We start from the raw sequence: 24900 nt of genomic DNA, 5'->3' as shown, positions 1-24900 counted from the left end.
ATTGGCACAGCCAGCATAGCGCAACGGCATTATGCTAAGCTTGGTGCCATGTTTGACATTGCTGGACACCACCACACCCAATGAGCCATCAATATTATCGACTACCTGGTGGCTTGGTACGTGCATTACAGGACAATACGCCTTTTCCACCACTGGAGGCCGCGTTGCAGGAACCCAACGGCTTACTTGCGATTGGTGGAGACCTAAGCGCAGAGCGCTTGCTCAGCGCCTACCAGCAAGGCATATTCCCTTGGTTCAGCGAGGGTGAACCGATTTTATGGTGGAGCCCTGATCCACGCATGGTGCTATTCCCCACTGAATTAAAAATATCAAGATCGCTTGCCAAGCGCCTCAAGCGACAAGATTATGAAATCCGCTTCAATTCTGCATTCAGCGATGTGATTGCTGCATGCTCTGCCACGCCGCGCGAGGGCCAGGATGGCACCTGGATTACACATGACATCATGCAGGGATACACCGAACTGCATCGCCTGGGCTACGCCCACAGCGCCGAAACATGGATGGATGGCAAGCTGGTAGGCGGCCTCTATGGCATCCGCATCGGCAGGATGTTTTATGGTGAATCCATGTTTCATCATGTCACCGATGCATCCAAGCTCGCTTTTGTGCACATGGTGCAACATCTGCAAACGCTGGGCTGCGGCATGATCGACTGCCAAATGAAAACACAGCACCTAGCCTCACTAGGCGCCCGTGAGATTCCTCGTGCAGAATTTTCACAACGACTGCGCGAATTGATACACTACCCGACATGACATTGCCCGGCGAACAGCATCTGCACAAAATCCAGTTTTACGCCACCACGGCGTATTCCTGCGGTTACCTTGCCAACAAACCCGCACAATCGCTGATTGCCACCCCCCACCATTTAATCGACGCCCAGGCCTACAGCGGCCTGATACAGCTGGGTTTCCGCCGCAGCGGAAAATTTGCCTATCGCCCCCATTGCGAAACTTGCCATGCCTGCATCCCCGTCAGGTTGCCAGTCGCAGACTTTCAACCCAGCCGTAGCCAGCGCCGAGCCTGGAAACAGCACCAGAACCTATCTGTCACCCTGATGGAGTTGACCTTCTCGGAAGAACACTTTGCCCTATATTCTGCTTACCAGATCGCCCGGCACGAAGGCGGCTCTGGTGATCCTGAGACGGCAGAGCAATACCGCAACTTCCTAGTACAAAGCAATGTGGAAAGCCTGATGGTAGAGTTCCGTGAACATGGTGTGCTGAAAATGGTCAGCGTGGTAGATATCGTGCGTGATGGTGTATCTGCGGTCTATACTTTCTACGATACTGCCGACAAGCAAGCAAGCTATGGCACTTACAATGTCTTGTGGCTACTTGACTGGTGCGCAGGTCTCAACCTGCCTTACCTTTATCTAGGCTACTGGATCAAGGAAAGCCGCAAAATGGCCTACAAACAAAACTTCCTGCCACAAGAAGGCTTGATCAACGGCGAATGGCAGCCCATTCACACCGAACACCCCGCTCCAGAAAAATAATATCGTTGGCTGTGAACCAATTCAATTTTCGCCACTCATAGCATGACTCCTTGTGGTTTATTGCAGCCGGCGTTTTGTGTTTCTCTGCCTTCGCACAAAACGTCTTGGTTGCTTTTCCCCATCCAGCCTCTCTTGGCTAACATGCTACAATCGCGCTTTTCACTCCACGCTACATTCTCATCTTGAAAAAACTGCTTGTTTTCGGCGTTGGCCTTATCGGCGGCTCACTTGCTCTTGCGCTCAAAGCGGCAAATGCAGGTTGGCACGTTACAGGGATAGGCCGCACGGGAGACAGTCTGCAAGAAGCACTAACACTGGGCATCATAGATGAGGCTGCGACTGACATCGCCACCGCTCTTAAGGGTGTCGATGTCATCATGATTGCCACACCGGTAGCGCAAATTGGCCCCATCCTCCAGCGTATCGCACCACACCTAGAAGACAAGACCATCATTACTGATGCAGGCAGCACAAAAGCCGATATCGCCAACGAAGCACATAAACTCCTTGGAAATGCAGCATCGCGCTTCGTACCTGGACACCCGATTGCAGGTGCAGAGAAAAGCGGCCCTTCCGCTGCGCAGGCTACCTTATACAAAAACAAGAATGTCGTTCTCACCCCTGACGGGCGTACCGACCCAGGCGCAGTTCAAATCGTACGCGAACTTTGGCTGAGCACAGGTGCCATCGTGCGTGAAATGAGCCCTGAAGGACATGACACGATTTTTGCTGCTGTCAGCCACCTGCCTCACTTGCTCGCCTTCGCCTTGGTAGACGAGTTAGCTGCACGACCTGATGCAGAGCAATTCTTTGAATTTGCCGCCAGCGGTTTTCGCGACTTTACCCGCATCGCTGGTAGCTCACCGGAAATGTGGCGCGACATCAGCCTGGCCAATCGCACAGCCTTGCTGCAAGAACTGGATCGTTATCAGTCAGCACTCAATCAATTACGCCAAAGCCTGGAGCACGGCGATGCTGCAAGCCTGCAAGCCACTTTCGAGCGCGCCAGCCAGGCCCGCAACGCCTGGGCACAGCATTCGCCCTCCGCCCTCTGGAAAAATTAAGCATGGAAACATTGACACTGCCCGGAGCAAACCTGGCCCATGGCACAGTAAAACTGCCTGGCTCCAAAAGCATCTCCAACCGCACACTGCTGCTTGCCGCACTCGCACAAGGCACCACTGAGATTCACGAGCTACTTGCCTCGGACGATACGCAACGCATGCTGGAAGCCTTGCAAACTCTGGGGATTGTATTGACTCAAATCGCGCCACATCAATGGCGAGTCGAAGGCAGCTCTGGCAGCTTCCCAGTGAGACAAGCCAAACTGTTTCTTGGCAACGCAGGCACGGCTTTCCGCCCACTGACCGCCGCATTGGCGTTATCCCAGGGTGATTACGAACTCTCCGGCATCGCGCGCATGCACGAGCGCCCGATTGGTGACTTGGTTGATGCACTCAATGCAGCAGGCGCATCAATAGAATATCTGCAGAACCCTGGCTTCCCGCCTTTACACATCCACCCGGCAGAAATTAATACCAGCCAAGCCTTGCAAGTGCGCGGCGATGTTTCTAGCCAATTTCTCACCGCGCTATTGATGGCCCTGCCCCTGACAGGCATGGAAGCGCGCATTGAAGTCGTGGGCGAGCTGATTTCCAAGCCCTATATCGAGATCACGCTCAACCTCATGCGCAGGTTTGGCGTTAAGGTATTGCGTGACGAATGGCGCGCCTTCACCATCCCGGCACGTAGCATTTACCAAAGCCCTGGCAGCATACATGTCGAGGGCGATGCCTCTTCTGCCTCCTATTTCCTTGCAGCGGGTGCCATCGGCCAAGGCCCAGTGAAAGTAGAAGGCGTTGGTCGCGACAGCATTCAGGGCGACGTACGCTTTATCGAAGCACTTGAATTAATGGGAGCAGTTGTCACAACAGGAGACAACTGGATTGAAGTCAGTGCCGTGCCTGGTAAGCTCAAGGCTCTGGATCTGGACTGTAACCACATCCCAGATGCCGCCATGACACTGGCGATATTGGCACTATTTGCCGATGGTCCAAGCACTTTGCGCAATATCGCCAGCTGGCGCGTCAAGGAAACCGACAGACTCACCGCCATGGCGACAGAACTGCGCAAGGTAGGGGCGATTGTCGAGGAAGGCAGCGACTATCTCCGCATCACGCCTCCCGCGGCTCTGCTTCCCAATGCGCACATTGACACCTATGACGATCACCGTATGGCTATGTGTTTCTCGCTAGTCGCCTTAGGCGGCGTACCCGTCACCATTAACGACCCCAAGTGTGTCGCCAAGACCTTCCCGGATTATTTCGAGCGCTTTAGCACGCTCATTCACATATCAAACTCTTCCATATAGCCCATGACCGAGATATTGCCCTGCCCTATTCCTGTAATTGCCATTGATGGCCCCTCTGCTTCTGGCAAGGGAACCGTAGCGCAGCGTGTCGCCACAACCCTGGGTTACCACTACCTTGATTCAGGTGCGATTTACCGTATTGCCGCACTTGCCGCTCTCAAGCAAGGTATCGACTGGCAAGACGAAATGGCGTTAGCAGAGATGGCAACCCATCTGGATATACGCTTTGCAGCAGGAGAAATCTACCTGAACGGTGACATCATCACCGAAGCCGTACGTACCGAAGACATCAGCCGCGGTGCTTCTGAGGTTGCCGTGCATCCGGCATTGCGCGCAGCCTTGCTTGACCTGCAAAAAAGCTTCCGCAAGGCACCCGGCCTAGTTGCCGATGGCCGGGACATGGCCACTGTCGTCTTCCCGGATGCAGGCACCAAGATATTCCTTACCGCCAGTGCGGAGATTCGGGCTGAGAGGCGCTATAAACAGTTGATGGAAAAAGGAATCCATGCTAATCTCGCGGACATCTTGCAAGATTTGCAAGCGCGTGATGCAAGAGATAGCCAAAGATCTGTTGCACCGTTGCAGAAAAGCGAGAATGCAAGGCTGCTGGAAACCAGCCACCTTAGCATAGACCAGGCAGTAAACGCGATTCTGGATTACAGTCGCGCCAACACTGGCAAACAAGTTTTGTAGTACAAGCGCCGTGAATCTCACCGGTTCATGGTTTTTTTAATTTAGCCCCGCTGCACGGCGGGATTATTAGGTATTTTTTTAATGACTAACCTTTCAACCACAACCTCCTCCATGGAAAGCTTCGCAGCCCTGTTCGAGGAAAGCCTGGCTCGCCAGGAAATGCGTTCCGGTGAAGTGATCACCGCTGAAGTTGTCTCTGTTGATGATGACTTCGTTATCGTCAACGCCGGCCTAAAGTCGGAAAGCGTGATCCCTGCTTCCGAGTTCCGCAATGACCGCGGTGAGCTCGAAGTAAATGCAGGCGACTTCGTCAAAGTCTGCATCGAATCCCTGGAAGATGGTTATGGTTCAACCAAGCTGTCCCGCGAAAAGGCCAAGCGCCTGGCTGCATGGCAAGACCTCGAAGAAGCAATGAACGAATCCCGCATCATCAAGGGCATGGTCAATGGCCGCGTCAAGGGTGGTCTGACTGTCATGGTCAACAGCATTCGTGCATTCCTGCCAGGCTCACTGGTTGATCTGCGCCCTGTTAAAGACACAACTCCATTCGAAAACAAGGAATGGGACTTCAAGGTTATCAAGCTGGATCGCAAGCGTAACAACGTTGTGGTTTCCCGCCGCGCTGTGCTGGAAGAAACCATGGGCGCTGACCGCGAAGCTCTGCTCGAATCCCTGAAGGAAGGCGCAGTAGTCAAGGGTATCGTCAAGAACATCACCGACTACGGTGCGTTCGTTGATCTGGGTGGCATCGACGGCCTGTTGCATATCACTGACCTCGCATGGCGCCGCGTTAAGCACCCATCCGAAGTGCTGACTGTTGGTGAAGAAGTTGAAGCCAAGATCCTCAAGTTCGATCAAGAGAAGAACCGTGTTTCCCTGGGCATCAAGCAGTTGGGCGACGATCCATGGGTTGCTTTAGGCCGCCGTTACCCAGTGGGTACCCGCCTGTTCGGCAAGGTCACTAACCTGACCGACTACGGTGCATTCGTTGAAATCGAGCCAGGCATTGAAGGTCTGGTACACGTTTCCGAAATGGATTGGACCAACAAGAACGTACATCCTGCCAAGATCGCTCAATTGGGTGACGAAGTAGAAGTCATGATTCTGGAAATCGACGAAGATCGTCGTCGTCTGTCTCTGGGTATGAAGCAATGCCAGGCTAACCCATGGGATGACTTTGCTGCTTCCCACAAGAAGGGTGACAAGGTCAGCGGCCAGATCAAGTCCATCACTGATTTCGGCGTATTCATCGGCTTGCCTGGTGGTATCGACGGCCTGGTTCACTTGTCCGACCTGTCCTGGAACCAATCTGGTGAAGAAGCTATCCGCAACTTCAAGAAGGGTGACGAACTCGAAGCTGTAGTACTGAGCATCGACGTTGAGAAGGAGCGTATCTCCCTCGGCGTTAAGCAACTCGATAGCGATCCATTCAGCGCTTACACATCACTGAATGACAAGGGTGCTATCGTTAAGGGTATCGTGAAGTCCATCGAAGCCAAGGGCGCAGTAATTACGCTTGAAGGCGAAGTAGAAGGCTACCTGCGTGCTTCTGAAGTTTCCCGTGACAAGGTAGACGACATTTCTACCGTGCTCAAGGAAGGCGAAGAAATCGAAGCCCGCATTACCAACATCGACCGCAAGAACCGCTCCATCGCCCTGTCCATCAAGGCGAAGGATCTTGCTGACGAAGCTGATGCGCTGCAAAAATTCAGCAATGACGCCGGCTCTGCTGGCACCACCAACCTTGGTGCATTGCTGAAGGCTAAGCTTGACGGCAAAAACAACGAGTAAGGTCATAGCGTCATGACCAAATCGGAGTTGATTGCCAACTTGGCTGCGCGCTTTCCGCAACTGGTTGTCAAGGATGCAGAACTTTCCGTCAAGGCCATCCTTGATTCCATGACGGATAACTTGGCTTCCGGTGAACGAATCGAGATTCGTGGTTTTGGTAGTTTCAGCTTGAACTACCGCCCACCACGTCTTGGTCGCAATCCTAAGACAGGTGAAAAAGTACAGGTACCCGAGAAACATGTACCTCACTTCAAAGCTGGCAAGGAATTGCGCGAGCGTGTAGACGGCGACAGCAATTAAGCACAGCAACAACTCGTTTGTTGTGCTAGGAAAAGCGGTAGCATCCTCAATGGTGCTACCGCTTTTTTATTTTTTTACATCAAATTCCGCACGTTTTGGTGATGCTTGGGTAAAATCAGGGGATGCGCACCTTATACACGATACTTAGCGTTTTGCTGTTCATCCTGCTGCTGGGGTTTGCCTTCAAGAATGCGGAACCTGTTGAACTGGCTTATTACCTTGGCTACTCATGGAGAGCACCGCTATCCCTCATGCTGCTGGTTACGTTTTTTACTGGCATCATCGCTGGTGTCATTGCTTGCCTGGGCTCGCTAATCAGTCAACGCCGCAAGCTACTTGCACTGGAAAAAGAAATCAAGAACCTGAAGATGAACAAGTAGTACGTATATTCGTATCGTCATCCTTAGCAAAATGCCTGTCACATTGATGGCAGGCTCGGAAATTAATCATGGAATTTGAATACTGGTGGCTACTCGCCCTCCCCCTCTTTTTCACCTTAGGCTGGCTAGCCGCGCGGGTAGACATCAACCAACTGCTGACCGAATCTACCGCACTGCCTGCAGCCTACTTCAAGGGCTTGAATTTTCTCATCAGTGATCAGCACGACAAGGCGATCGAGGCCTTTATTGAAGCCGTGCAAGCCAATGCAGACTCCATGGAGTTACATTTCGCATTAGGCAGCCTGTTCCGCCGCCGTGGCGAAGTGGATCGTGCCATCCACTTGCATCTCAACCTGCTGGAGCGCAAGGAACTGCCTGATCAACAGAAACAGGCCGTGATGGCCGAACTGGCGCAAGATTACCTCAAGGCAGGTTTGTTTGACCGGGCAGAGGAACTCTTCACCTCATTGCACGATAGCCGCTACAAGCAAACCGCATTACGCGCTCTACTGGAAATCTATATCCGCGAACGCGAATGGAATCACGCCATCAAGAGTGCGATTGAATTGGAGCGCCTGTCCGGCATTTCCTTCCGCAAGGAAGTGGCACAATTCCACTGTGAAATTGCCATGAAATCCATCCTTGAGCATGACACCCATAGTGCCCGCCATGCCTTGGATATGGCGATTGAAGCCGATAAGCGCTGCGTGCGCGCCAACATCATGCTGGGTGACCTCGAAGCGGGCACTGGCAACCACAAGCAAGCCATCTCATTCTGGAAACGCGTTGAATTCCAACGTCCTGAATACCTTGGCCTGGTCGCCCCCAAATTACTTAATAGCTACAAGGCGCTGAATAATCTCAATGAAGGCATTAGCCTGCTCAAGGGCTATTTACAGGCATACAAACTACCCTCGATGCTCAACCTGGTATATGAAACCACCTTGAGCGAAGAAGGGGCCGCAAGCGCCGAAGCACTGGCCCGTGAAGAATTGCGCCGCAAACCGAGCCTGCAAACTCTGGATCAACTTCTGCGAGCGCAATCTCTGATGGAAGGTGCCAACCAACAAGACGCTTTGCTGATGCAACAGACTGTACGTTATGCCATTGGTAATCGTAGTGCGCATTACTGTGACCAATGCGGCTTCCGCGCCCGTAATTTCCACTGGCAGTGCCCAGCATGTAATGCCTGGGAATCCCTTTCACCTGAAACCAAAGAATCTGCTGTATGACCGATCCCAAGATTATCGTTGCCCTTGATTATGCTGATGCCTCCAGCGCCCTTGCCTTAGCCAAACAACTTGATCCCAAGCTTTGCAAGCTCAAGATCGGCAAGGAGCTGTTCACGGCAGCGGGACCACAACTGGTAGAACAACTTGTTGGCCTGGGCTTCCCTGTTTTTCTGGATCTCAAGTTTCACGACATCCCCAACACTGTGGCCAAGGCTTGCGAGGCAGCAAGTAAACTGGGCGTATGGATGCTGAATGTTCATGCGTCCGGTGGTAGCAAGATGATGGAAGCCGCGCGAGAAGGCGTTGCCCGCAGCGGTCATTCGCCCTTGCTCATCGCCGTCACCGTGCTTACCAGCATGGACCAAGCCGGGTTACAACAACTCGGCGTCAACACGCCGATTGAACAACATGTGCTGCATCTGGCCACATTGGCCCAACAGTCTGGGCTTGATGGCGTTGTCTGCTCGGCCCAGGAAGCCCCGCTGCTAAGACAAAACCTGGGCAGTGAATTCTGCCTCGTCACCCCCGGCATTCGTCCAGCGGATGCCAGCCTGGATGACCAATCACGCGTCGTCACCCCACCACAAGCGCTCGCCATGGGCTCCAGCTATCTGGTCATTGGTCGCCCGATTACCAAAGCAAGCGATCCACTAGCCGCTTTAACCCTCATTCACCAATCTATACAGCAATAACTCCCAAGCTTGTTTCATGATTTTCATGGAGCATTTTCCATGATTTTCCTTAACACAAGCTCATCCGTAGCAGGCTTATGATGGAGTTGTCCGCCAGCAATAGCGGGCATAAAATCAATAACCATGTTCAAGGGGAGATTCATCATGAAGAAATCATTGTGGGCTGCAATTCTGCTATCTCTGGGCCTGTCATTCAGCGCCATGGCAGCTGTTGATCTGAATACCGCATCTGTCACAGAACTCGAATCAGTCAAGGGTATTGGCCCGGCCAAGGCTCAAGCAATTGTTGACTATCGCAAATCCCATGGCGGATTTAAGACGGTGGATGAGCTTGATAATGTAAAAGGGTTTGGCAAAAAGAGTGTCGATAATTTACGCAGTGAATTATCAGTAGGAAAATCTGCAAAAGTCTCTGCCGCCAAGCCAGAAAAGAAAACCAACTAAAAAATTCTCACAAAAAAATCCCCGCCTCTAGCGGGGATTTTTACATCAACTCAATATTTCTATTATTTGACACGCATCCCTGGTTGCGCACCACTATCCGGCGAGAGAATGAATGGGCCACCTCGCTCATCGCTCGCTGCCAGCACCATACCTTCTGACAAGCCAAACTTCATCTTGCGGGGAGCCAGGTTAGCCACCATTACAGTCAAACGCCCCTTCAAGCTTTCAGGGTCGTAGGCAGATTTGATGCCTGCAAATACTTGGCGCGGCTTATCTTCACCAATATCCAGACTCAATTTGAGCAATTTTTCCGCCCCTTCAACATGCTCCGCATTGGCGATGCGGGCGATACGTAAATCTACCTTGGTAAAATCATCAATCGAGATATACACCTCCTCTGATGAGGACTCTGGAGCAGCTTGCGGTTGTGCCTGCACTGCAACTGCTTGAGATTGCAATGACTCTTTATTGGCTTCCACCATAGCCTCGACGTGCTTGGGATCAATACGGGTAATCAAGTGTTGATAAGTCTGTATCTGGTGACCAGCTGGTAATGGGCGATTAATATCTGCCCAAGTCAATGGGGCAATATTGAGGAATGTCTCAATAGATTGCGCCAATCCTGGCAAAACCGGCTTGAGGTACAAAGTGAGCAGGCGGAATATTTCCAGGGCAGCAGAGCAGACTTCATGCAGCGCCTCCGCTTGCTCGGGATGCTTGGCCATATCCCATGGCGCATGCTCCGCCACATAGGCATTGGCCTTGTCCGCTAGTGCCATGATGTCGCGCAAGGCGCGTGCGGTATCACGATTGGCAAAACTGTCACGAATGCCATCCGCAGCAGCACGCAACTCGGCGATCACTGCATTTTCACCTACGGCACCCAGCTTGCCATCAAAACGCTTGGCAATGAAGCCAGCAGTACGACTGGCAATGTTGATGTACTTGCCTACCAGATCGCTATTCACGCGTGCGACGAAATCTTCCAGGTTGAGGTCGATATCCTCCATGGTACCGTTGAGTTTGGCCGCATAGTAATAACGCAAGTATTCGGGGTTCTTCACATGATCAAGATAGCTGCGTGCCGTGATGAAGGTACCTCGTGACTTGGACATTTTTTCGCCGTTCACCGTGAGGAAGCCGTGGGCGAAGATTTGTGTAGGCTGGCGATAGCCGGAGAATTTCAATGTGGCAGGCCAGAACAAGGCATGGAAGTACAGGATATCCTTGCCAATAAAGTGATATAGCTCGGCTTGGCTATCTGGCTTCCAGTATTCGTCAAAATCCAGGCCCGCACGTGTTGCCAAGTTCTTGAAACTTGCCATGTAGCCGATAGGTGCATCCAGCCAGACATAGAAATACTTGCCTGGCGCATCAGGAATCTCGAAGCCGAAATATGGTGCATCACGGGAAATGTCCCAATCCGAAAGACCGGACTCAAACCACTCCCCCATCTTGTTGGCCGCTTCAAGCTGCAAGGTGCCAGAGCGCGTCCATTGCTTGAGGAACTCCTCACATTCACTCAACTTGAAGAAATAATGCTCGGTTTCCTTGCGTACCGGTGTGGCACCAGACACGGCAGAATACGGGTTGATCAACTCGGTCGGGCTATAAGTCGTGCCGCATACTTCACAGGAGTCGCCGTATTGATCCTTGGCATGACATTTTGGACATTCACCCTTGATAAAGCGATCAGGCAGGAACATGTTCTTCACTGGATCGTAATACTGCTCTATCGTGCGTGTCGCGATCTTGTCATTCGCCTTGAGTTCGCGATAAATGCGACTAGACAACTCGCGATTTTCCTCGGAGTTGGTCGAATAGTAATTATCAAAAGCAACGAGAAAATCGGTGAAGTCAGCATAGTGCTCGCTATGCACCCGGCTGATGAGTTCTTCCGGTGTAATACCCTCCTTTTCAGCACGCAACATGATGGGCGTACCATGGGTATCATCCGCACAGACGTAATGCACGGTGTTGCCTTGCATCTTCTGGAACCTCACCCAGACATCGCTCTGCACATATTCCACCATATGGCCAAGATGGATGCTGCCATTGGCATAAGGCAAGGCAGAGGTAACCAGTAATTTGCGTGGTGCACTCGAAGAATCGGCGGGGATATTTCCAGACATAGTCATCAACTAACAGGCAACAAATAGAATCGCTTATTCTAACAAACTGCCAGGGTTTCACATAAGCAATCCGCATGCGCTAGAATGTCCCGTCCAACGAATTTGCAGGAATCCTCATGCCACTTACCGAATCCCAGGTGCAAGATGCCCTTCGTACCGTGATTGATCCCAATACGGGCAAAGACTTGGTGAGCAGTAAATCTGCACGCCAAATTGCTATCAACGGCAGTCATGTTTCGGTCGATATCGTGCTTGACTACCCTGCACAAAGCATGCTGGCGAACATCCGGGATTTAGTCACACAGTCGGTCAAGGCGTTACCAGAAGTCGATACCGTCACGGTTGGCGTCACCAGCCGCATCGTTTCGCACAAGGTACAGCGTGGCGTTCAACTCATTCCCAACGTCAAAAATATTATCGCGGTTGCATCCGGTAAGGGCGGCGTTGGCAAATCCACGACAGCAGTCAACCTGGCCTTGGCTCTGGCCGCCGAAGGTGCACGTGTCGGCATTCTTGATGCCGATATTTATGGCCCGTCGCAACCACAAATGCTCGGGCTCAAAGGCACGCCAGAAAGCACAGATGGAAAAAGCATGGAGCCACTTGAGCATTATGGTGTGCAGGCCATGTCCATTGGTTTCCTCGTCGATGTCGATACTCCCATGGTCTGGCGTGGCCCCATGGTAGTCGGTGCATTGGAGCAGCTATTGCGTGACACACGCTGGAAAGACCTGGATTACCTGGTCGTCGACCTGCCACCAGGCACAGGGGACATCCAGCTCACCTTGGCACAGAAAGTACCAGTCACTGGCGCTATCATCGTCACCACCCCACAGGACATTGCACTGCTGGACGCACGCAAGGGGCTTAAGATGTTTGAGAAAGTGGGTATTCCGATACTCGGTATTGTCGAGAACATGAGCACGCACATCTGCTCACAATGCGGACATGAAGAACATATTTTCGGCACTGGCGGTGCGGCAAAAATGTGCGCTGACTATAACAGCGAGCTCTTAGGCAGCCTACCGCTGGATATCCGTATCCGCGAAGAAACTGATAGCGGCAAACCTACCGTAGTGGCCGACCCGACAGGCCAGATTGCCAACACTTACAAAACTATCGCTCGCCGCGCCGCAGTCAAGCTTGCCGCCTTAAGCCAGGATTACAGCAGCAAGTTCCCCAACATCGTCATCCAGAAGACTTAAACGACAAAGGCCCTACCGGGCCTTTATTGTATTCAGAGCATGCCGCGCTTCCAAAAAAGTCACGGCATAGTGCGTTATAGGTTCACGCCAAAAATGTAAACATCCACGCCATTCTTGGGCTTGATCAGGCTGGCTGGAATAGGCTCACCACGTCGCCAGTTATCCACCGCTTCCTGCTTACCCGCCCCAGTCACGAAGAAGATCACCTCGTGCGCCTGACTCAAGCGGGCAGCACTAATGGAGACCCGCTCTGGCGGTGGCTTGGGTGCGCCAAACACGGGCACGGCAGCTTGAGCATCATCCCAAGTATGGCCGGGGAACAAGCTGGCAGTATGACCATCTTCGCCCAATCCCAATAAGACCAAGTCGAAGTTACCCAGGTCGCCCAAAGTTTGACTATAGGCTTGAGCGGCTTCAACAGGCCCACGTTCAGCGGGAATATTATGAGTCTGCGATGAAGGGATCGCCACATGCTTGAGCCAGGCATCATGTGCCATCAGGCTATTGCGTTCTTCGTGTTCTGGCGGCAGGCAACGATCATCGCCGTAGAACACATGCCATTTGCTCCAATCGGTTTCTATCTGAGGCAACAATTGATAGATACTCTTAGGGGTGCTGCCGCCTGCCAATACAATACTGAACTTGCCATGTCCGGCAATCGCATTACGCGCAGCTGCTTCAATATGCTCGACTGCGCTACTGTTAAGCGCCTCTTGTGCCGTATACACCTGCCATCGACTCACCTGGCCATTGATAACCAGGGACTGTGTTGTATTTTGCATGATATAAAACCTTCACGTTATAATTGCTGGGCTGTATCTTGAGAATTTTAACATTATCAACCCCGGCCCATCGCATCAAAAATCAGTCTGGCCCAAAAGGCAGCACTGATCCATGCAGATGGCATCATCCTCATCAAGGAAATATTCAATGAAACTTGCAATCATCGGTCTAGGAAAAATGGGTGGCAACATGGCGCGCCGCCTCCTGAAAAATGGTATCGAAGTCGTCGGTTTTGACTTCAATCAGGATGCTGTTAACCAGATATCCCAGACCAACGGCATGATTCCAGCCAGCTCCGTCGCAGATGCGGTATCCAAGCTATCTGGCGAACCCAAGAAAATCGTTTGGATTATGCTGCCTAGTGGCGAGATCACCGAAAACCAGATCAAGGATTTGGTTCCCTTGCTGGACAAGGGCGACATCATCATTGATGGCGGCAACTCGAATTACAAGCACAGCCAGCGCCGTGGTGCATGGTTGGCAGAGCAAGGCATTGATTTCATTGACTGCGGCACTTCCGGTGGGGTCTGGGGTTTAGAGAATGGCTACTGCCTGATGTACGGTGGCACCAAGGAAGCGGCTGACACCATTGAGCCTATCGCCAAAGCACTGACTCATGAAGACCGTGGCTGGGCACATGTAGGCCCGATTGGCTCCGGTCACTTCACCAAGATGATACACAACGGTATCGAATACGGCATGATGCAGGCATTTGCTGAAGGCCTGGACCTGCTCAAGGGCAAGGAAGAATTCAACCTGGACTTGGCCCAGATCACCGAGCTCTGGCGCCATGGTTCTGTCGTTCGTAGCTGGCTGCTGGATTTGACCGCAGAAGCCCTGGCACACGATCAGGAATTGTCATCGATCGCGCCTTATGTTGCTGACTCTGGTGAAGGTCGCTGGACCGTCGTTGAAGCCGTAGATCAAGGTGTAGCAGCACCTGTGCTGACCGTGGCCTTGCAGGCACGCTTCAGAAGCCAGGACTCCAAGGGCTATAGTTACAAACTGCTGTCCCTGATGCGTAACGCCTTCGGTGGCCACGCCGTCAAGACCAAGTAATAAAAACTAAAGGCCATGCAGCATTGCATGGCCTCCATGACCAACCTGATTAGAGAACACTGAATGAAAGTCATAGACCCCTGTACCCTCGTTCTGTTTGGTGCGAGCGGCAACCTCTCCCGCATCAAGCTCATGCCTGGCCTGTTCCGTCTTGACCAAGCAGGTCGCTTGCCCGAGAAGATGGCCATCCTTTCCGTTGGCCGCAGCCAGGTGTCCCGCGAGGCATGGCTAGCCGACATCAAGGGCATGCTGGATGCCAAGTTCAAGAATGGCTATGACCAGGCAGTGTTCGAGCGCTTTATTGAGCGCCATCATTACCATGCCAATCCACCCGATGATGCGACCTCCTTCACCCGCCTGAAGGAAACCTTGTCGAACGAAGCCGTGTTCCCACAGAACCTGGCCTACTTCCTTTCCGTGCGTCCTTCCGACTTCGCCACCATTGTTGAGCAATTGGCTGGCGTCGGCCTGACCCAGGAAGACAAGTACTGGCGCCGTGTTGTTGTTGAAAAGCCGTTTGGCACTGATTTAAAGACTGCGCAAGAGCTGCAATCCTCAATCACCAAACACCTCAAGGAAAGCCAGATCTACCGTATCGATCACTACCTTGGCAAATCCGCATTGCAGAACATCATGCTGCAACGCTTTGCCAATGCCATCCTCGAACCCTTGTGGAATAAGGATTACATCGACCACGTACAGATCACCAACACCGAGCAGCTTGGCGTCGGTGAGCGTACCCAGTTCTACGATGCCACTGGTGCGCTGCGCGACATGATCCAGAGCCATGTGCTGCAAACCCTGGCCCTGACAGCCATGGAACAACCAGCCTCTTTAAGCCCGGATGACATCCGCGCCGAGAAGATCAAGGTACTGGAAGCCATTCGCCCTATCCCGGTCAATGCACTGGAAAAGAACGCGTTCCGTGCGCAATATTCCGCTGGTGAAGTGAAGGGCGAAAAAGTCCCTGGCTATTTGGAAGAGCTCGGCGATAGCAGCAGCGTGGTAGAAACCTATGCGGCACTCAAGCTATTCATCGACAATCCTCGCTGGGAAGGCGTACCCTTCTACATCCGCACTGCCAAGCGCCTGCACGAAGCTGATACGCGCATTTCTATCCGCTTCAAGAAGGCACCTCTGCAATTGGGCAAAGGCCAGGATCAAAACTGGCTCATCATCGGCATCCAGCCGCGTGAATGCATCAAGCTGGAAATCCAGTCCAAGATTCCTGGCCTGGATATCGCAACACGCACCATTGAGTTGGATGGTGCTAACCGCCAGGAAGGCGATGAGACCATTGATGCTTACGAGGCCTTGTTGCTCAACCTGATGGAGGGCGACAATTCGCTTTACCTGCACATTAGTGAAGTAGAAGCGCAATGGCGCCTGGTTGACCCAGTCATTGAGGCCTGGGCCAAGGATCGCCAGCCTGTGCACCAATATCCTGCTGGCAGCAGCGACCCTGCAGCATCCAAGGTGATTTTCGAGCATGAAGATCAGTTCTGGCGCTACAGCATTGCCCTCGGCGGCGACCAAAAGTAATTCATTCTGATGACGCAACAAAGCGGAGTGCTGACACTCCGCTTTTTGTCTTTCCAGCGAAAGAGATTGCAATGAGCATAAAATCCGACAAGTGGATACGCCGCATGGCAGAGCAACACGGCATGATAGAGCCATTCGAACCTAAGCTGATCCGTGAAGTGAACGGTGAGAAAATCGTCTCCTATGGCACCTCGAGCTATGGCTACGATATCCGTTGCGCTGATGAGTTCAAGGTATTCACCAACATCAACAGCACCATCGTCGACCCTAAGAATTTCGACCCTAATTCCTTTGTCGAATTCAAGAATGATTTTTGCATCATTCCGCCAAACTCCTTTGCACTGGCACGCACAGTCGAATATTTCCGTATTCCTCGCAGCGTGCTGACGGTGTGCTTGGGCAAGTCAACCTACGCGCGGTGTGGCATCATCGTCAACGTCACCCCCTTCGAGCCAGAATGGGAAGGCTATGTCACACTGGAGTTCAGCAACACCACCCCGCTGCCCGCCAAGATATATGCAGGTGAAGGATGTGCTCAAGTATTGTTCTTGGAATCAGACGAAGAATGTGAAACCTCTTATAAAGACAGAGGTGGTAAGTACCAAGGCCAAGTCGGCGTCACCTTACCCAAGATCTGATTTAAGCCAACACACTCAGTCGCGCCTTTGTCATATCCAGCGCAATTGAGTGTGTTATATTCCGCTTTTTTAATTACCCCCCTAGGCTACCTTCAGGAGGCCTCATGAAATTCCGCTTTCCAGTCGTCATCATTGACGAAGATTTCCGCTCAGAAAACTCTTCCGGCCTGGGCATTCGCGTGCTCGCCAAAGCTATCGAGGACGAAGGCTTTGAAGTATTGGGCGTGACCAGCTATGGCGATCTCACTTCGTTTGCCCAGCAGCAAAGTCGCGCTTCTGCTTTCATCCTGTCAATTGATGATGAGGAGTTCGTTGAGGAATCTCCTCATGCGCTGGAGAACCTGCGTAATTTTGTTGATGAGATTCGCTTCCGCAACGAAGAAATTCCCATCTTCCTGCACGGTGAAACCCGTACCTCGCGCCATATTCCCAATGAGATTCTGCGCGAATTGAATGGCTTCATCCATATGTTCGAGGATACGCCAGAGTTTGTCGCACGCTATATCGTGCGTGAAGCGCGTACCTACCTGGATAGCCTGCCACCACCTTTTTTCCGCGCGCTGACGCACTATGCGGCAGATGGCTCTTATTCCTGGCATTGCCCTGGACACTCCGGCGGTGTCGCTTTCCTGAAGTCGCCTGTGGGTCAGATGTTCCACCAGTTCTTCGGCGAAAACATGCTGCGTGCAGACGTCTGTAATGCTGTAGATGAGCTGGGCCAATTGCTGGATCACACAGGTCCAGTCGCTGCTTCCGAGCGCAATGCTGCCCGCATTTTCAATTGCGACCACCTTTATTTCGTCACTAACGGCACCTCTACTTCCAACAAAATTGTCTGGAACTCTACCGTTGCCCCTGGCGATGTCGTGATTGTTGATCGCAACTGCCACAAATCAGTGTTGCACTCCATCATCATGACGGGGGCGATTCCCATCTTCCTGATGCCGACGCGCAATCATTTCGGCATCATCGGCCCTATTCCCAAGGCAGAGTTCTCCTGGGAAAACATCCAGAAAAAACTGGAAGCCAACCCATTCATCGGCGACAAAACGGTGAAGCCACGTGTGCTGACCATCACGCAATCTACCTATGACGGCGTGCTCTACAACGTCGAGGAAATCAAGGAAATGCTGGATGGCAAGATTGATACCCTGCATTTCGACGAGGCCTGGCTGCCACATGCCACCTTCCACGACTTCTATGGTGATTACCATGCCATCGGCGCAGATCGTCCGCGTTGCAAGGAATCCATGGTTTTCTCTACCCAATCCACGCACAAATTGCTCGCTGGCTTAAGCCAGGCTTCGCAGATATTGGTGCAGGATGCGCAGGATATTCAGCTGGATAGAGACCTCTTCAATGAGGCTTATCTGATGCACACGTCGACCAGCCCGCAATACTCCATTATCGCCAGCTGTGATGTTGCGGCTGCCATGATGGAAGCGCCCGGTGGTACTGCCCTGGTGGAAGAATCCATCATGGAAGCCCTGGATTTCCGCCGTGCCATGCGCAAGGTAGATGAGGAATGGGGCGCAGACTGGTGGTTCAAGGTCTGGGGACCAGACGACCTTTCCGAAGAGGGTATTGAAGAGCGCGAATCCTGGATGCTGAAGGCTGGCGAACGCTGGCACGGCTTTGGCAACTTGGCAGAAGGCTTCAACATGCTCGACCCGATCAAGGCCACCATTATCACACCTGGATTGGACGTAGATGGTGCATTTTCGGATGACATCGGCATCCCAGCCGCGATCGTGACCAAGTATCTGGCCGAACATGGCGTCATCGTCGAGAAAACCGGCCTATATTCATTCTTCATCATGTTTACCATTGGCATCACCAAAGGCCGCTGGAATACCATGGTGACTGCCTTGCAGCAGTTCAAGGATGACTACGATAAAAACCAGCCGCTCTGGAAGGTGTTGCCGGAGTTTATCGCTAAGCACCCACGCTACGAACGGATTGGCCTGCGTGATTTATGCACCCAGATTCATGAAATATACAAAGCCAATGACGTGGCAAGGCTGACTACTGAAATGTATTTGTCCAACATGATTCCGGCCATGAAACCTACCGATGCTTTTGCAAAGGTGGCGCACCGCAAGATCGACCGCGTACTGATCGATGAACTAGAAGGCCGTATCACGGCTGTCTTGTTAACTCCTTACCCACCAGGTATTCCACTGCTGATTCCGGGCGAGCGCTTCAACAAGGTCATCATCAACTACCTGCGTTTTGCCCGCGAGTTCAACGAGCGCTTCCCAGGGTTCGAGACAGATGTACACGGCTTGGTGAAGGAAGTGGTCGATGGCAAGGCCCACTATTATGTAGATTGCGTCGCCAATTAAATGTGACTCACTGAAGTTACCGGTGTCTCCGGTAACTTCAGGATAAGGTGATGCGCAGTTTATTTATTTCCTGCGTTCGTAGGTTACATAGCGAAACGGCAAGCCTTTCGCACTGATTGCTTCCTCTCGTGATACTTCTTGCCAATCCTGCAAATCGAATTCGGGCAAAAAGGCATCGCCAGTAAACTCTGCCTCAATCTCAGTGATATACAGGCGATCGGCCAGCTTTAAGCCGACTTGATACAATTCCGCACCACCAATCAGGAAGGCCTCGTTATCATTGGCTGCCAAGGCGATTGCCTGCTCCAGGCTATTCGCGATCAATGCGCCAGGCACTTCGTAGGCCTGATTACGCGTCACAATCACGGTAGTACGGTCAGGCAATAAGCGATTCAAGGACTCATAAGTCTTGCGTCCCATGATGATATGGTGCCCTGTCGTCAGGGCACGAAAACGCTTGAGATCCTCAGGCAAATGCCAGGGCAAAGTATTGTTGAGGCCGATGACACGGTTTTGTGCAACAGCCACGATAAGGGAGAGTTTAGCCATGGCGTCATTATACTTGGAGTTGGCTCTCTAAGCCTTGTAGGACAAGCACCGTCTGCCCCTTACAAATAAGATAGTTTAAGATGAAGGCCTCTTGCCTTGGCTTACTTCGTCCATCATGCGTCGCTAACAAAAGAAACGGAATACAAGTTTTGCAGATTGCCTACCCAAAATCCTTTCTCAAGCTCCTGCTTATTGGCTTTGCACTCGCCATGCTACCGCTGCTGTTTGCTTTTGGTAATGCGGCACTTTATCTTGATCGCCTAGCGACACAAAGCCGCGATACGGTGACCCAAGCCGTACAAGCTACCCGCGCCAGCCGCGCGCTCGTAGAACAGATCACCTTTATGGAGCGTAGTGCTAGGCAATACTTCGTCTTAGAAGATGCGCTCTTGCTGGAAAATTACGAGAAAGCCCACGAGAAATTTGTAGATGCATGGCAAGACCTCGATCAACTGCCGATGACCAATAGGCAGAAACATGCATTGATCCAGCTATCCAATGAAGAACTATCTCTCTTCCAGAGCGTTGTTCACCCGGCTAATCCTGCTCCTCTGATTGAAGAAACCGTGGATCGCTTTGCCGATCTGACCGCTAAGGCCCAGGATATCTTGGACGAAAACAATCGCCAGATTGACCGTGAATCCGCCATCCTCGCCGAGACTGCCGAACGCACACAGCAGATCATGCTCTGGCAAACCCTCACGCTCATTCCGGTTGCCTTGTTGGTCGCCTTAATGATCACTTTCCTGGTGGCACAGCCAATCAGGCGTATGGACGCGGCTATTCGCAAACTTGGTGAGGGAGACTATACCGAGCCTATCAGCATTGATGGCCCCGGCGACTTGCGTAACCTGGGTGAGCGCCTGGATTGGCTACGTGCACAATTGAATGAGCTGGATCAGCAAAAACAACGCTTTCTGCGCAATGTATCCCATGAGTTAAAAACCCCACTCACTGCCATCCGTGAAGGTAGTGAATTGCTTGGTGACGAAGTGGGTGGCACTCTCACACCACAACAGCGCGAGATTGCCGGCATACTGCGTGAAAGCAGCTTGCGCTTGCAAAAAATGATAGAAAACCTACTGAACTATACTGCCGTGCAGTTTCATGCACCTCAGTTAAAACTAGAGCCTATCGCACTGACCAAGCTTGCAGAAGATATCCTGGCTGATTATTCACTGACCATCAGCAACAAAAATATTGGTATCCAGCGTGATTTTTTCCCCACCGAGATTGTGGGAGATCACGAAAAAATCCATTCGGTACTAGATAACCTAGTGTCAAATGCTATCAAATATACTTCGCCATCCAGCAACATCCGTATCAGCATTACGCACCAAGCTGATCATGCCATCATCGAAGTACATGATGGCGGCCCTGGTGTGATGTCAGCAGATAAAGCCAAGTTATTCGATCCTTTCTACCGTGGTGATAGTGTGTATGAAAGCCTGGTCAGTGGTAGCGGCCTGGGACTTTCCATCGCCAAGGAATACGTAGATGCCCATGGTGGCGAAATCATTTTATTGCCCTCGGAACACGGAGCCCACTTCCGCGTTTCCCTCCCCTTGAAAGCTGTCACTGCATGAATTCCAAACACTTACTTTCCCTTGCCATGGCGGGTGCCCTGCTAAACGCATGTGCCCATCAGCCACAATCAACGGGCGCACTTGAGAAAACCTCAGCGCCCACTGCAGCCTCACAAGCAAATAGCCACAAGGAACACCACACTGAGCCTAGCCTGCTGGAATTTATCAGCAACTTTTCTGAATTATCGTTAGAGCTGCAAAAAAAGGAATTAGCGGCAGCCTTGCAAAAAAGCAGCAATAACAATAATGACTTACAGCAAAAAACCCGGATAGCCATTATCTATTCCATCCCTGGCAGCAAGCTACGTGACCCGCTCAAGGCACAACCTTTGCTTGATGAGTTGGCGCGTGAAAAACAGTTGAGCAAGGAAGAAAGCGCTATCGTGTCCATCCTCCGTGACAATGCAGCGGAAACAACCAAGCTCAACCAACGCTTACGTGAAGAGCTGCGCCGTGCAGAAGAAAACCAGCAAAAAGCCAATGGTTTGCAGCAAAAGCTGGATGAACTCAAAAAAATTGAAAGGACCATGATGCAGAAATCGCTGAAAGATCCTAACCGGAGTGGGAGTAAATGACTGAAGTAGTAAAGAAAATACTGACTGTTGATGATGACCCTGACATCCTCAAGCTGATGGGCATGCGGCTCAAGGCAGCTGGTTACCAGGTCGTGACTGCAACCAATGCAGAAGAAGCACTGTCGCAAATTGCCATCAGCCGCCCTAGCCTGGTCATTACGGATTTGCGCATGCCTGGTATGGATGGCTTGGCCCTGTTCGACGTCATCCACAAGTCGGACCCATCCCTGCCCGTCATCATGGTGACCGCCCATGGTTCCATTCCTGAAGCAGTCGACGCAACCCAACGCGGTGTTTTTGGCTTTCTCACCAAGCCATTTGACAGCAAATCATTGCTCCAGCAGGTAGAGGCTGCATTACGTGTTGGCACAGGGGCATTACAGAACCATGCTGAAGATGGAGACAATGAGTGGCGCAAGAGCATCGTCACTCGTAGCCCGCAGATGGAAAACCTGCTTGGGCAAGCCAAACTCATGGCAATTTCTGATGCCAGCGTATTTATCCAAGGTGAAAGTGGTACTGGCAAGGAGCTGCTTGCCCGCGCCATTCACCAGGCTAGCCCACGCCACGATAAACCTTTTGTTGCCATCAACTGCGGCGCCATTCCCGAGGCTTTGCTGGAGTCCGAATTATTTGGTCATAGCAAAGGCGCGTTCACAGGCGCATTGCGTGATCACAAAGGCCTCTTTCAAACGGCTGATGGCGGCACCCTGTTTCTGGATGAAATCGGCGATATGCCCTTACCCTTACAGGTAAAGTTATTACGTGCATTACAAGAGCGCGCAATTCGGCCAGTAGGGGCAAGTACAAGTATTCACATTGATGTAAGAGTCATTTCTGCCACTCACCGTAATCTGGCAGAAGAAATGAAATCCGGTCGTTTCCGTGAGGATCTCTACTATCGCATCAATGTTGTCGGCCTTGAAATTCCTGCCTTGGCGGCACGTCGCGAAGATATCTCACTGTTGGCTAATAATTTCCTCAATGAGCTGACCACCAAATATCGCAAGAAACTCAATGGCTTTGCTCCCGAGGCACTTGAACTGCTCATTGCCGCCCCATGGCCAGGCAATGTGCGGCAGTTGCAGAATATCGTTGAGCAGACTGTCGTACTCTGTACCACGCCCCTGATTCCAGCCACATTGGTACAAAAAGCCTTGCAAGAGGACATTGGCGGGATCGTGCCATTCGAGGTAGCACGCAAAAACTTTGAGCGTGACTATCTGGTGAAATTACTCAAGGCCACTAATGGTGGCGTCACGCAAGCCGCCCGGCTGGCGCAACGTAATCGCACAGAGTTCTACAAGCTATTGCAACGCCATCAATTGACGCCTGCGTTGTTCAAGCACGACAACACCGCCAACTAACGTCTCTCTTCGGAGACGTATTTATTCATTAAAATTCAATAAGTTAATAAAAAATCATGCAATCTGTCTCACTTTTGAGACAGATTGCATGAGTAACAACATCTGAAAAATCAATATATCTAATTGATTTAAAACACTTAATTAAAGTTGGCACACTCTTCGCTATATATCAATCAAATATTTCGGCTGCAAACACCAAGTAAAACCATAGTCGGAGATGTACGAATATATGCAATCCAATATTAAAAAAACACACCCAATGGTCCTCGTCGCTGCAACGGCCTTGACCATATTCAGCCTAGTTGGGAGCGCTGCCATCACCGGGCTGATTCCAGTAGCTCACACATATCGTCCTGATCTTGCACAGGAGTTAATTACCGACCCAAATGCAGCAATGGTGATTAGCAATACGCTCAATCAGGCAAAAGACCGCTCCCCCCGTGAGAATGGCGCAAGTCTTGGTGCATGCGCAGATTGTGGCATCGTGGTATCGATCCGCTCTTTTGAAAACAAAATGCAGAATTATCAAGTCAGTGAGAAAACTGCTGAGGCAACTTATCTCATCAAGATCAAGATGGGCAATGGCCTGCTGCACACCATTACCCAATATAGTACACCGCGCTACTCTGTAGGAGACAATGTCAGACTCAAGAGTGGACGGTTAGTCAGTGCATAGCATGCATTGAGTCTCCAAGCTCCTCATAGCAGGCCTTTATCCTCCCCGAGAAGGTCTGTTTTTTTTATTCAAAAATAAAGCCCCGTAAATACGGGGCTTTATTTTATCTACTTAGCGATGCCAATCACGCTATCTTCCTAGGCTGTCGTATTAACATTTTGCCCCAAATGTTCAGGCAGGCTAGCAGCTGGCGGAGATGGTAAGGCTTGCAATAAAGCCAGAGCATTGGCTGAACTAATATCCATCGCTTTTTTTAATACAGTCGTACTCACCTCCTGCTGCAAGCGCGTGGCGGCAAGATCAGTGGCAACGCTGGCAATAGCCGTCACATCCATAGCACAGTTCCAATCCATAACAATCAATACACTTTATTAACGGCAACCTAGACGATAAATAAAGGTATACCTTGGATAGGGGCTCACAACAATCAATGGGCAAAAAAAACGCCCCCGAAGGAGCGTTGTCGACTGTCCGTCCAGTCAAAACCTAAACCGATTATTCTTTGCCAATCTGGTAGAACTCTTGGTTGGCTTCTACGATCTTGCCAGTGGTAGCATCCACTTCAACCTTGAATTCCTTGCCATCCTTGGTCTTGATATCAAACTCATAGGAGGCTGCACCATCTGGTTCGATTTCATATTCTACTTCTACAATTTCACCCGGATAAGCGGCCAATGCTGTCTTACGTGCATCTGCTTCGCTAACCTTTTGCTTGGCCTTAAATAGTGGATGATCCGCAGAATCAACTTCTTGCTCTATTTCCACTACCTTACCAGTGTTTGCATCGCATTCTACATCCCAAGCATTGCCATCACTGGTCTCAATGTCAAATTCGTACATGGGAGTCTTGCCTTCCAGCTTGTACTCCACCTTAACCACATTGCCAGATTTAGCTTTGAGCGCAGCTTGCAAACAAGTTTCCAAGCTTACCTTACCTTTAGGGAAATGATGGTCTGCCAATGCCAAACCACTGGATAAGACTAAAGCTAATGTACTGATACCAACTACGATTTTTGTCATT

Annotated in this window: 26 protein-coding genes; 20 read left to right on the top strand and 6 right to left on the bottom strand. The window is 51.4% G+C overall.

Going from position 1 to position 24900, the window contains the following annotated elements; genetic code table 11:
- The first annotated feature begins 80 nt into the window (after positions 1–80).
- From aat to pyrF, 10 genes are all read left to right on the top strand, one after another.
- Positions 81–776, top strand: coding sequence for a leucyl/phenylalanyl-tRNA--protein transferase (aat, locus tag ACIKP9_RS01295; RefSeq protein ID WP_400878254.1), 696 nt, complete (start codon positions 81–83; stop codon positions 774–776).
- Entirely contained in the window at positions 773–1519 is a 747-nt protein-coding gene (locus tag ACIKP9_RS01290) for an arginyltransferase (protein WP_400878251.1), read from the top strand. The genes aat and ACIKP9_RS01290 overlap by 4 nt, the downstream gene beginning before the upstream one ends.
- 182 nt (positions 1520–1701) lie before the next feature.
- On the top strand, positions 1702–2583 hold the full coding sequence (locus tag ACIKP9_RS01285) for a prephenate dehydrogenase (protein ID WP_400878248.1): 882 nt from the start codon (positions 1702–1704) through the stop codon (positions 2581–2583).
- A gap of 2 nt (positions 2584–2585) precedes the next feature.
- Positions 2586–3890 (top strand): 3-phosphoshikimate 1-carboxyvinyltransferase, encoded by a 1305-nt coding sequence (gene aroA / locus ACIKP9_RS01280; protein ID WP_400878245.1) that lies wholly within the window; start codon positions 2586–2588, stop codon positions 3888–3890.
- A gap of 3 nt (positions 3891–3893) precedes the next feature.
- Positions 3894–4583: a (d)CMP kinase gene (gene cmk / locus ACIKP9_RS01275; RefSeq protein WP_400878242.1), complete on the top strand. Its 690-nt coding sequence runs from the start codon at positions 3894–3896 to the stop codon at positions 4581–4583.
- Positions 4584–4664: 81 nt separating this feature from the next.
- Positions 4665–6374 carry a 30S ribosomal protein S1 gene (gene rpsA, locus ACIKP9_RS01270; protein ID WP_400878239.1) on the top strand — a complete coding sequence of 570 codons (1710 nt, stop codon included), beginning with the start codon at positions 4665–4667 and terminating at the stop codon, positions 6372–6374.
- 12 nt (positions 6375–6386) lie between these two features.
- On the top strand, positions 6387–6674 hold the full coding sequence (locus ACIKP9_RS01265) for an integration host factor subunit beta (RefSeq protein ID WP_230346844.1): 288 nt from the start codon (positions 6387–6389) through the stop codon (positions 6672–6674).
- A 122-nt stretch (positions 6675–6796) separates the two neighbouring features.
- Positions 6797–7054 (top strand): LapA family protein, encoded by a 258-nt coding sequence (locus tag ACIKP9_RS01260; protein ID WP_230346843.1) that lies wholly within the window; start codon positions 6797–6799, stop codon positions 7052–7054.
- Between the two features lie 68 nt (positions 7055–7122).
- Positions 7123–8286, top strand: a complete 1164-nt coding sequence (gene lapB, locus ACIKP9_RS01255) for a lipopolysaccharide assembly protein LapB (RefSeq protein ID WP_400878235.1) — start codon at positions 7123–7125, stop codon at positions 8284–8286.
- Complete coding sequence (pyrF, locus tag ACIKP9_RS01250) at positions 8283–8978, top strand: orotidine-5'-phosphate decarboxylase (RefSeq protein ID WP_400878232.1); 696 nt, start codon at positions 8283–8285, stop codon at positions 8976–8978. The genes lapB and pyrF overlap by 4 nt, the downstream gene beginning before the upstream one ends.
- Positions 8979–9001: 23 nt before the next feature.
- Here pyrF and ACIKP9_RS01245 read toward each other — a convergent pair whose 3' ends face one another.
- Positions 9002–9124, bottom strand: coding sequence for a hypothetical protein (locus ACIKP9_RS01245; protein WP_400878229.1), 123 nt, complete (start codon positions 9122–9124; stop codon positions 9002–9004).
- Between ACIKP9_RS01245 and ACIKP9_RS01240 the strand changes: the two genes are divergently transcribed.
- Complete coding sequence (locus ACIKP9_RS01240) at positions 9123–9422, top strand: ComEA family DNA-binding protein (RefSeq protein WP_400878226.1); 300 nt, start codon at positions 9123–9125, stop codon at positions 9420–9422. The genes ACIKP9_RS01245 and ACIKP9_RS01240 overlap by 2 nt on opposite strands.
- A 62-nt stretch (positions 9423–9484) precedes the next feature.
- Here the strand turns inward: ACIKP9_RS01240 and metG are convergent, their stop codons facing one another.
- Complete coding sequence (gene metG, locus ACIKP9_RS01235) at positions 9485–11554, bottom strand: methionine--tRNA ligase (protein WP_400878223.1); 2070 nt, start codon at positions 11552–11554, stop codon at positions 9485–9487.
- A 116-nt stretch (positions 11555–11670) separates the two neighbouring features.
- Here metG and apbC point away from each other — a divergent pair, with 116 nt between their 5' ends.
- Positions 11671–12759: an iron-sulfur cluster carrier protein ApbC gene (apbC, locus tag ACIKP9_RS01230; protein ID WP_400878220.1), complete on the top strand. Its 1089-nt coding sequence runs from the start codon at positions 11671–11673 to the stop codon at positions 12757–12759.
- A 74-nt stretch (positions 12760–12833) separates the two neighbouring features.
- Here apbC and pgl read toward each other — a convergent pair whose 3' ends face one another.
- Entirely contained in the window at positions 12834–13541 is a 708-nt protein-coding gene (gene pgl, locus ACIKP9_RS01225) for a 6-phosphogluconolactonase (RefSeq protein WP_400878217.1), read from the bottom strand.
- Between the two features lie 148 nt (positions 13542–13689).
- On the opposite strand from pgl, the gene gnd reads away from it, so the two are divergent.
- The 4 genes from gnd to ACIKP9_RS01205 all read left to right on the top strand — a co-directional run bounded on the left by gnd (position 13690) and on the right by ACIKP9_RS01205 (position 19126).
- Positions 13690–14601 (top strand): phosphogluconate dehydrogenase (NAD(+)-dependent, decarboxylating), encoded by a 912-nt coding sequence (gene gnd / locus ACIKP9_RS01220; RefSeq protein WP_400878214.1) that lies wholly within the window; start codon positions 13690–13692, stop codon positions 14599–14601.
- Positions 14602–14664: 63 nt separating this feature from the next.
- Entirely contained in the window at positions 14665–16143 is a 1479-nt protein-coding gene (zwf, locus tag ACIKP9_RS01215) for a glucose-6-phosphate dehydrogenase (RefSeq protein WP_400878212.1), read from the top strand.
- Between the two features lie 71 nt (positions 16144–16214).
- Positions 16215–16781 carry a dCTP deaminase gene (gene dcd, locus ACIKP9_RS01210; protein WP_400878210.1) on the top strand — a complete coding sequence of 189 codons (567 nt, stop codon included), beginning with the start codon at positions 16215–16217 and terminating at the stop codon, positions 16779–16781.
- Positions 16782–16885: 104 nt separating this feature from the next.
- A complete protein-coding gene (locus tag ACIKP9_RS01205) occupies positions 16886–19126 on the top strand; it encodes an arginine/lysine/ornithine decarboxylase (RefSeq protein WP_230346833.1) in 2241 nt (746 codons plus the stop codon).
- A 63-nt stretch (positions 19127–19189) separates the two neighbouring features.
- On the opposite strand, the gene ACIKP9_RS01200 is transcribed toward ACIKP9_RS01205, so the two are convergent.
- Entirely contained in the window at positions 19190–19675 is a 486-nt protein-coding gene (locus ACIKP9_RS01200) for a dihydrofolate reductase (protein ID WP_400878208.1), read from the bottom strand.
- A 149-nt stretch (positions 19676–19824) separates the two neighbouring features.
- On the opposite strand from ACIKP9_RS01200, the gene ACIKP9_RS01195 reads away from it, so the two are divergent.
- From ACIKP9_RS01195 to ACIKP9_RS01180, 4 genes are all read left to right on the top strand, one after another.
- Positions 19825–21261 carry a HAMP domain-containing sensor histidine kinase gene (locus tag ACIKP9_RS01195; RefSeq protein ID WP_400878206.1) on the top strand — a complete coding sequence of 479 codons (1437 nt, stop codon included), beginning with the start codon at positions 19825–19827 and terminating at the stop codon, positions 21259–21261.
- Positions 21258–21836, top strand: a complete 579-nt coding sequence (locus tag ACIKP9_RS01190; RefSeq protein WP_400878203.1) for a hypothetical protein — start codon at positions 21258–21260, stop codon at positions 21834–21836. The genes ACIKP9_RS01195 and ACIKP9_RS01190 overlap by 4 nt, the downstream gene beginning before the upstream one ends.
- The gene (locus tag ACIKP9_RS01185; protein ID WP_400878200.1) at positions 21833–23203 is read left to right on the top strand and encodes a sigma 54-interacting transcriptional regulator; all 1371 of its coding nucleotides are present in this window, start codon (positions 21833–21835) and stop codon (positions 23201–23203) included. Before ACIKP9_RS01190 ends, ACIKP9_RS01185 begins: the two co-directional genes overlap by 4 nt.
- A gap of 259 nt (positions 23204–23462) precedes the next feature.
- A complete protein-coding gene (locus ACIKP9_RS01180; RefSeq protein ID WP_400878197.1) occupies positions 23463–23879 on the top strand; it encodes a hypothetical protein in 417 nt (138 codons plus the stop codon).
- Positions 23880–24016: 137 nt separating this feature from the next.
- On the opposite strand, the gene ACIKP9_RS01175 is transcribed toward ACIKP9_RS01180, so the two are convergent.
- Together ACIKP9_RS01175 and ACIKP9_RS01170 are read right to left on the bottom strand one after the other, a co-directional pair.
- On the bottom strand, positions 24017–24214 hold the full coding sequence (locus tag ACIKP9_RS01175; RefSeq protein ID WP_400878195.1) for a YjfB family protein: 198 nt from the start codon (positions 24212–24214) through the stop codon (positions 24017–24019).
- Between the two features lie 160 nt (positions 24215–24374).
- A complete protein-coding gene (locus tag ACIKP9_RS01170) occupies positions 24375–24899 on the bottom strand; it encodes a PepSY domain-containing protein (protein ID WP_400878192.1) in 525 nt (174 codons plus the stop codon).
- Position 24900: the final 1 nt, after the last annotated feature.

Origin of the sequence: Methylobacillus methanolivorans, assembly GCF_044751345.1 — a bacterium.
Classification (GTDB): Bacteria; Pseudomonadota; Gammaproteobacteria; order Burkholderiales; family Methylophilaceae; genus Methylobacillus; species Methylobacillus methanolivorans.
Note: the sequence above shows the minus strand (reverse complement) of the source record. Positions and strands in the feature narration are given on the sequence as shown.

What these genes read in the sequence shown, in the direction of transcription:
- aat (WP_400878254.1), top strand. Translation starts at nt 81, where the DNA reads ATGAGCCATCAATATTATCGACTACCTGGTGGCTTGGTACGTGCATTA.
- ACIKP9_RS01180 (WP_400878197.1), top strand. Translation starts at nt 23,463, where the DNA reads ATGGTCCTCGTCGCTGCAACGGCCTTGACCATATTCAGCCTAGTTGGG.
- ACIKP9_RS01290 (WP_400878251.1), top strand. Translation starts at nt 773, where the DNA reads ATGACATTGCCCGGCGAACAGCATCTGCACAAAATCCAGTTTTACGCC.
- ACIKP9_RS01175 (WP_400878195.1), bottom strand. Translation starts at nt 24,214, where the DNA reads ATGGATGTGACGGCTATTGCCAGCGTTGCCACTGATCTTGCCGCCACG.
- pgl (WP_400878217.1), bottom strand. Translation starts at nt 13,541, where the DNA reads ATGCAAAATACAACACAGTCCCTGGTTATCAATGGCCAGGTGAGTCGA.
- ACIKP9_RS01190 (WP_400878203.1), top strand. Translation starts at nt 21,258, where the DNA reads ATGAATTCCAAACACTTACTTTCCCTTGCCATGGCGGGTGCCCTGCTA.
- metG (WP_400878223.1), bottom strand. Translation starts at nt 11,554, where the DNA reads ATGTCTGGAAATATCCCCGCCGATTCTTCGAGTGCACCACGCAAATTA.
- ACIKP9_RS01200 (WP_400878208.1), bottom strand. Translation starts at nt 19,675, where the DNA reads ATGGCTAAACTCTCCCTTATCGTGGCTGTTGCACAAAACCGTGTCATC.
- ACIKP9_RS01265 (WP_230346844.1), top strand. Translation starts at nt 6,387, where the DNA reads ATGACCAAATCGGAGTTGATTGCCAACTTGGCTGCGCGCTTTCCGCAA.
- ACIKP9_RS01185 (WP_400878200.1), top strand. Translation starts at nt 21,833, where the DNA reads ATGACTGAAGTAGTAAAGAAAATACTGACTGTTGATGATGACCCTGAC.
- aroA (WP_400878245.1), top strand. Translation starts at nt 2,586, where the DNA reads ATGGAAACATTGACACTGCCCGGAGCAAACCTGGCCCATGGCACAGTA.
- apbC (WP_400878220.1), top strand. Translation starts at nt 11,671, where the DNA reads ATGCCACTTACCGAATCCCAGGTGCAAGATGCCCTTCGTACCGTGATT.
- cmk (WP_400878242.1), top strand. Translation starts at nt 3,894, where the DNA reads ATGACCGAGATATTGCCCTGCCCTATTCCTGTAATTGCCATTGATGGC.
- rpsA (WP_400878239.1), top strand. Translation starts at nt 4,665, where the DNA reads ATGACTAACCTTTCAACCACAACCTCCTCCATGGAAAGCTTCGCAGCC.
- ACIKP9_RS01245 (WP_400878229.1), bottom strand. Translation starts at nt 9,124, where the DNA reads ATGATGAATCTCCCCTTGAACATGGTTATTGATTTTATGCCCGCTATT.
- lapB (WP_400878235.1), top strand. Translation starts at nt 7,123, where the DNA reads ATGGAATTTGAATACTGGTGGCTACTCGCCCTCCCCCTCTTTTTCACC.
- zwf (WP_400878212.1), top strand. Translation starts at nt 14,665, where the DNA reads ATGAAAGTCATAGACCCCTGTACCCTCGTTCTGTTTGGTGCGAGCGGC.
- gnd (WP_400878214.1), top strand. Translation starts at nt 13,690, where the DNA reads ATGAAACTTGCAATCATCGGTCTAGGAAAAATGGGTGGCAACATGGCG.
- pyrF (WP_400878232.1), top strand. Translation starts at nt 8,283, where the DNA reads ATGACCGATCCCAAGATTATCGTTGCCCTTGATTATGCTGATGCCTCC.
- ACIKP9_RS01260 (WP_230346843.1), top strand. Translation starts at nt 6,797, where the DNA reads ATGCGCACCTTATACACGATACTTAGCGTTTTGCTGTTCATCCTGCTG.
- ACIKP9_RS01170 (WP_400878192.1), bottom strand. Translation starts at nt 24,899, where the DNA reads ATGACAAAAATCGTAGTTGGTATCAGTACATTAGCTTTAGTCTTATCC.
- dcd (WP_400878210.1), top strand. Translation starts at nt 16,215, where the DNA reads ATGAGCATAAAATCCGACAAGTGGATACGCCGCATGGCAGAGCAACAC.
- ACIKP9_RS01240 (WP_400878226.1), top strand. Translation starts at nt 9,123, where the DNA reads ATGAAGAAATCATTGTGGGCTGCAATTCTGCTATCTCTGGGCCTGTCA.
- ACIKP9_RS01205 (WP_230346833.1), top strand. Translation starts at nt 16,886, where the DNA reads ATGAAATTCCGCTTTCCAGTCGTCATCATTGACGAAGATTTCCGCTCA.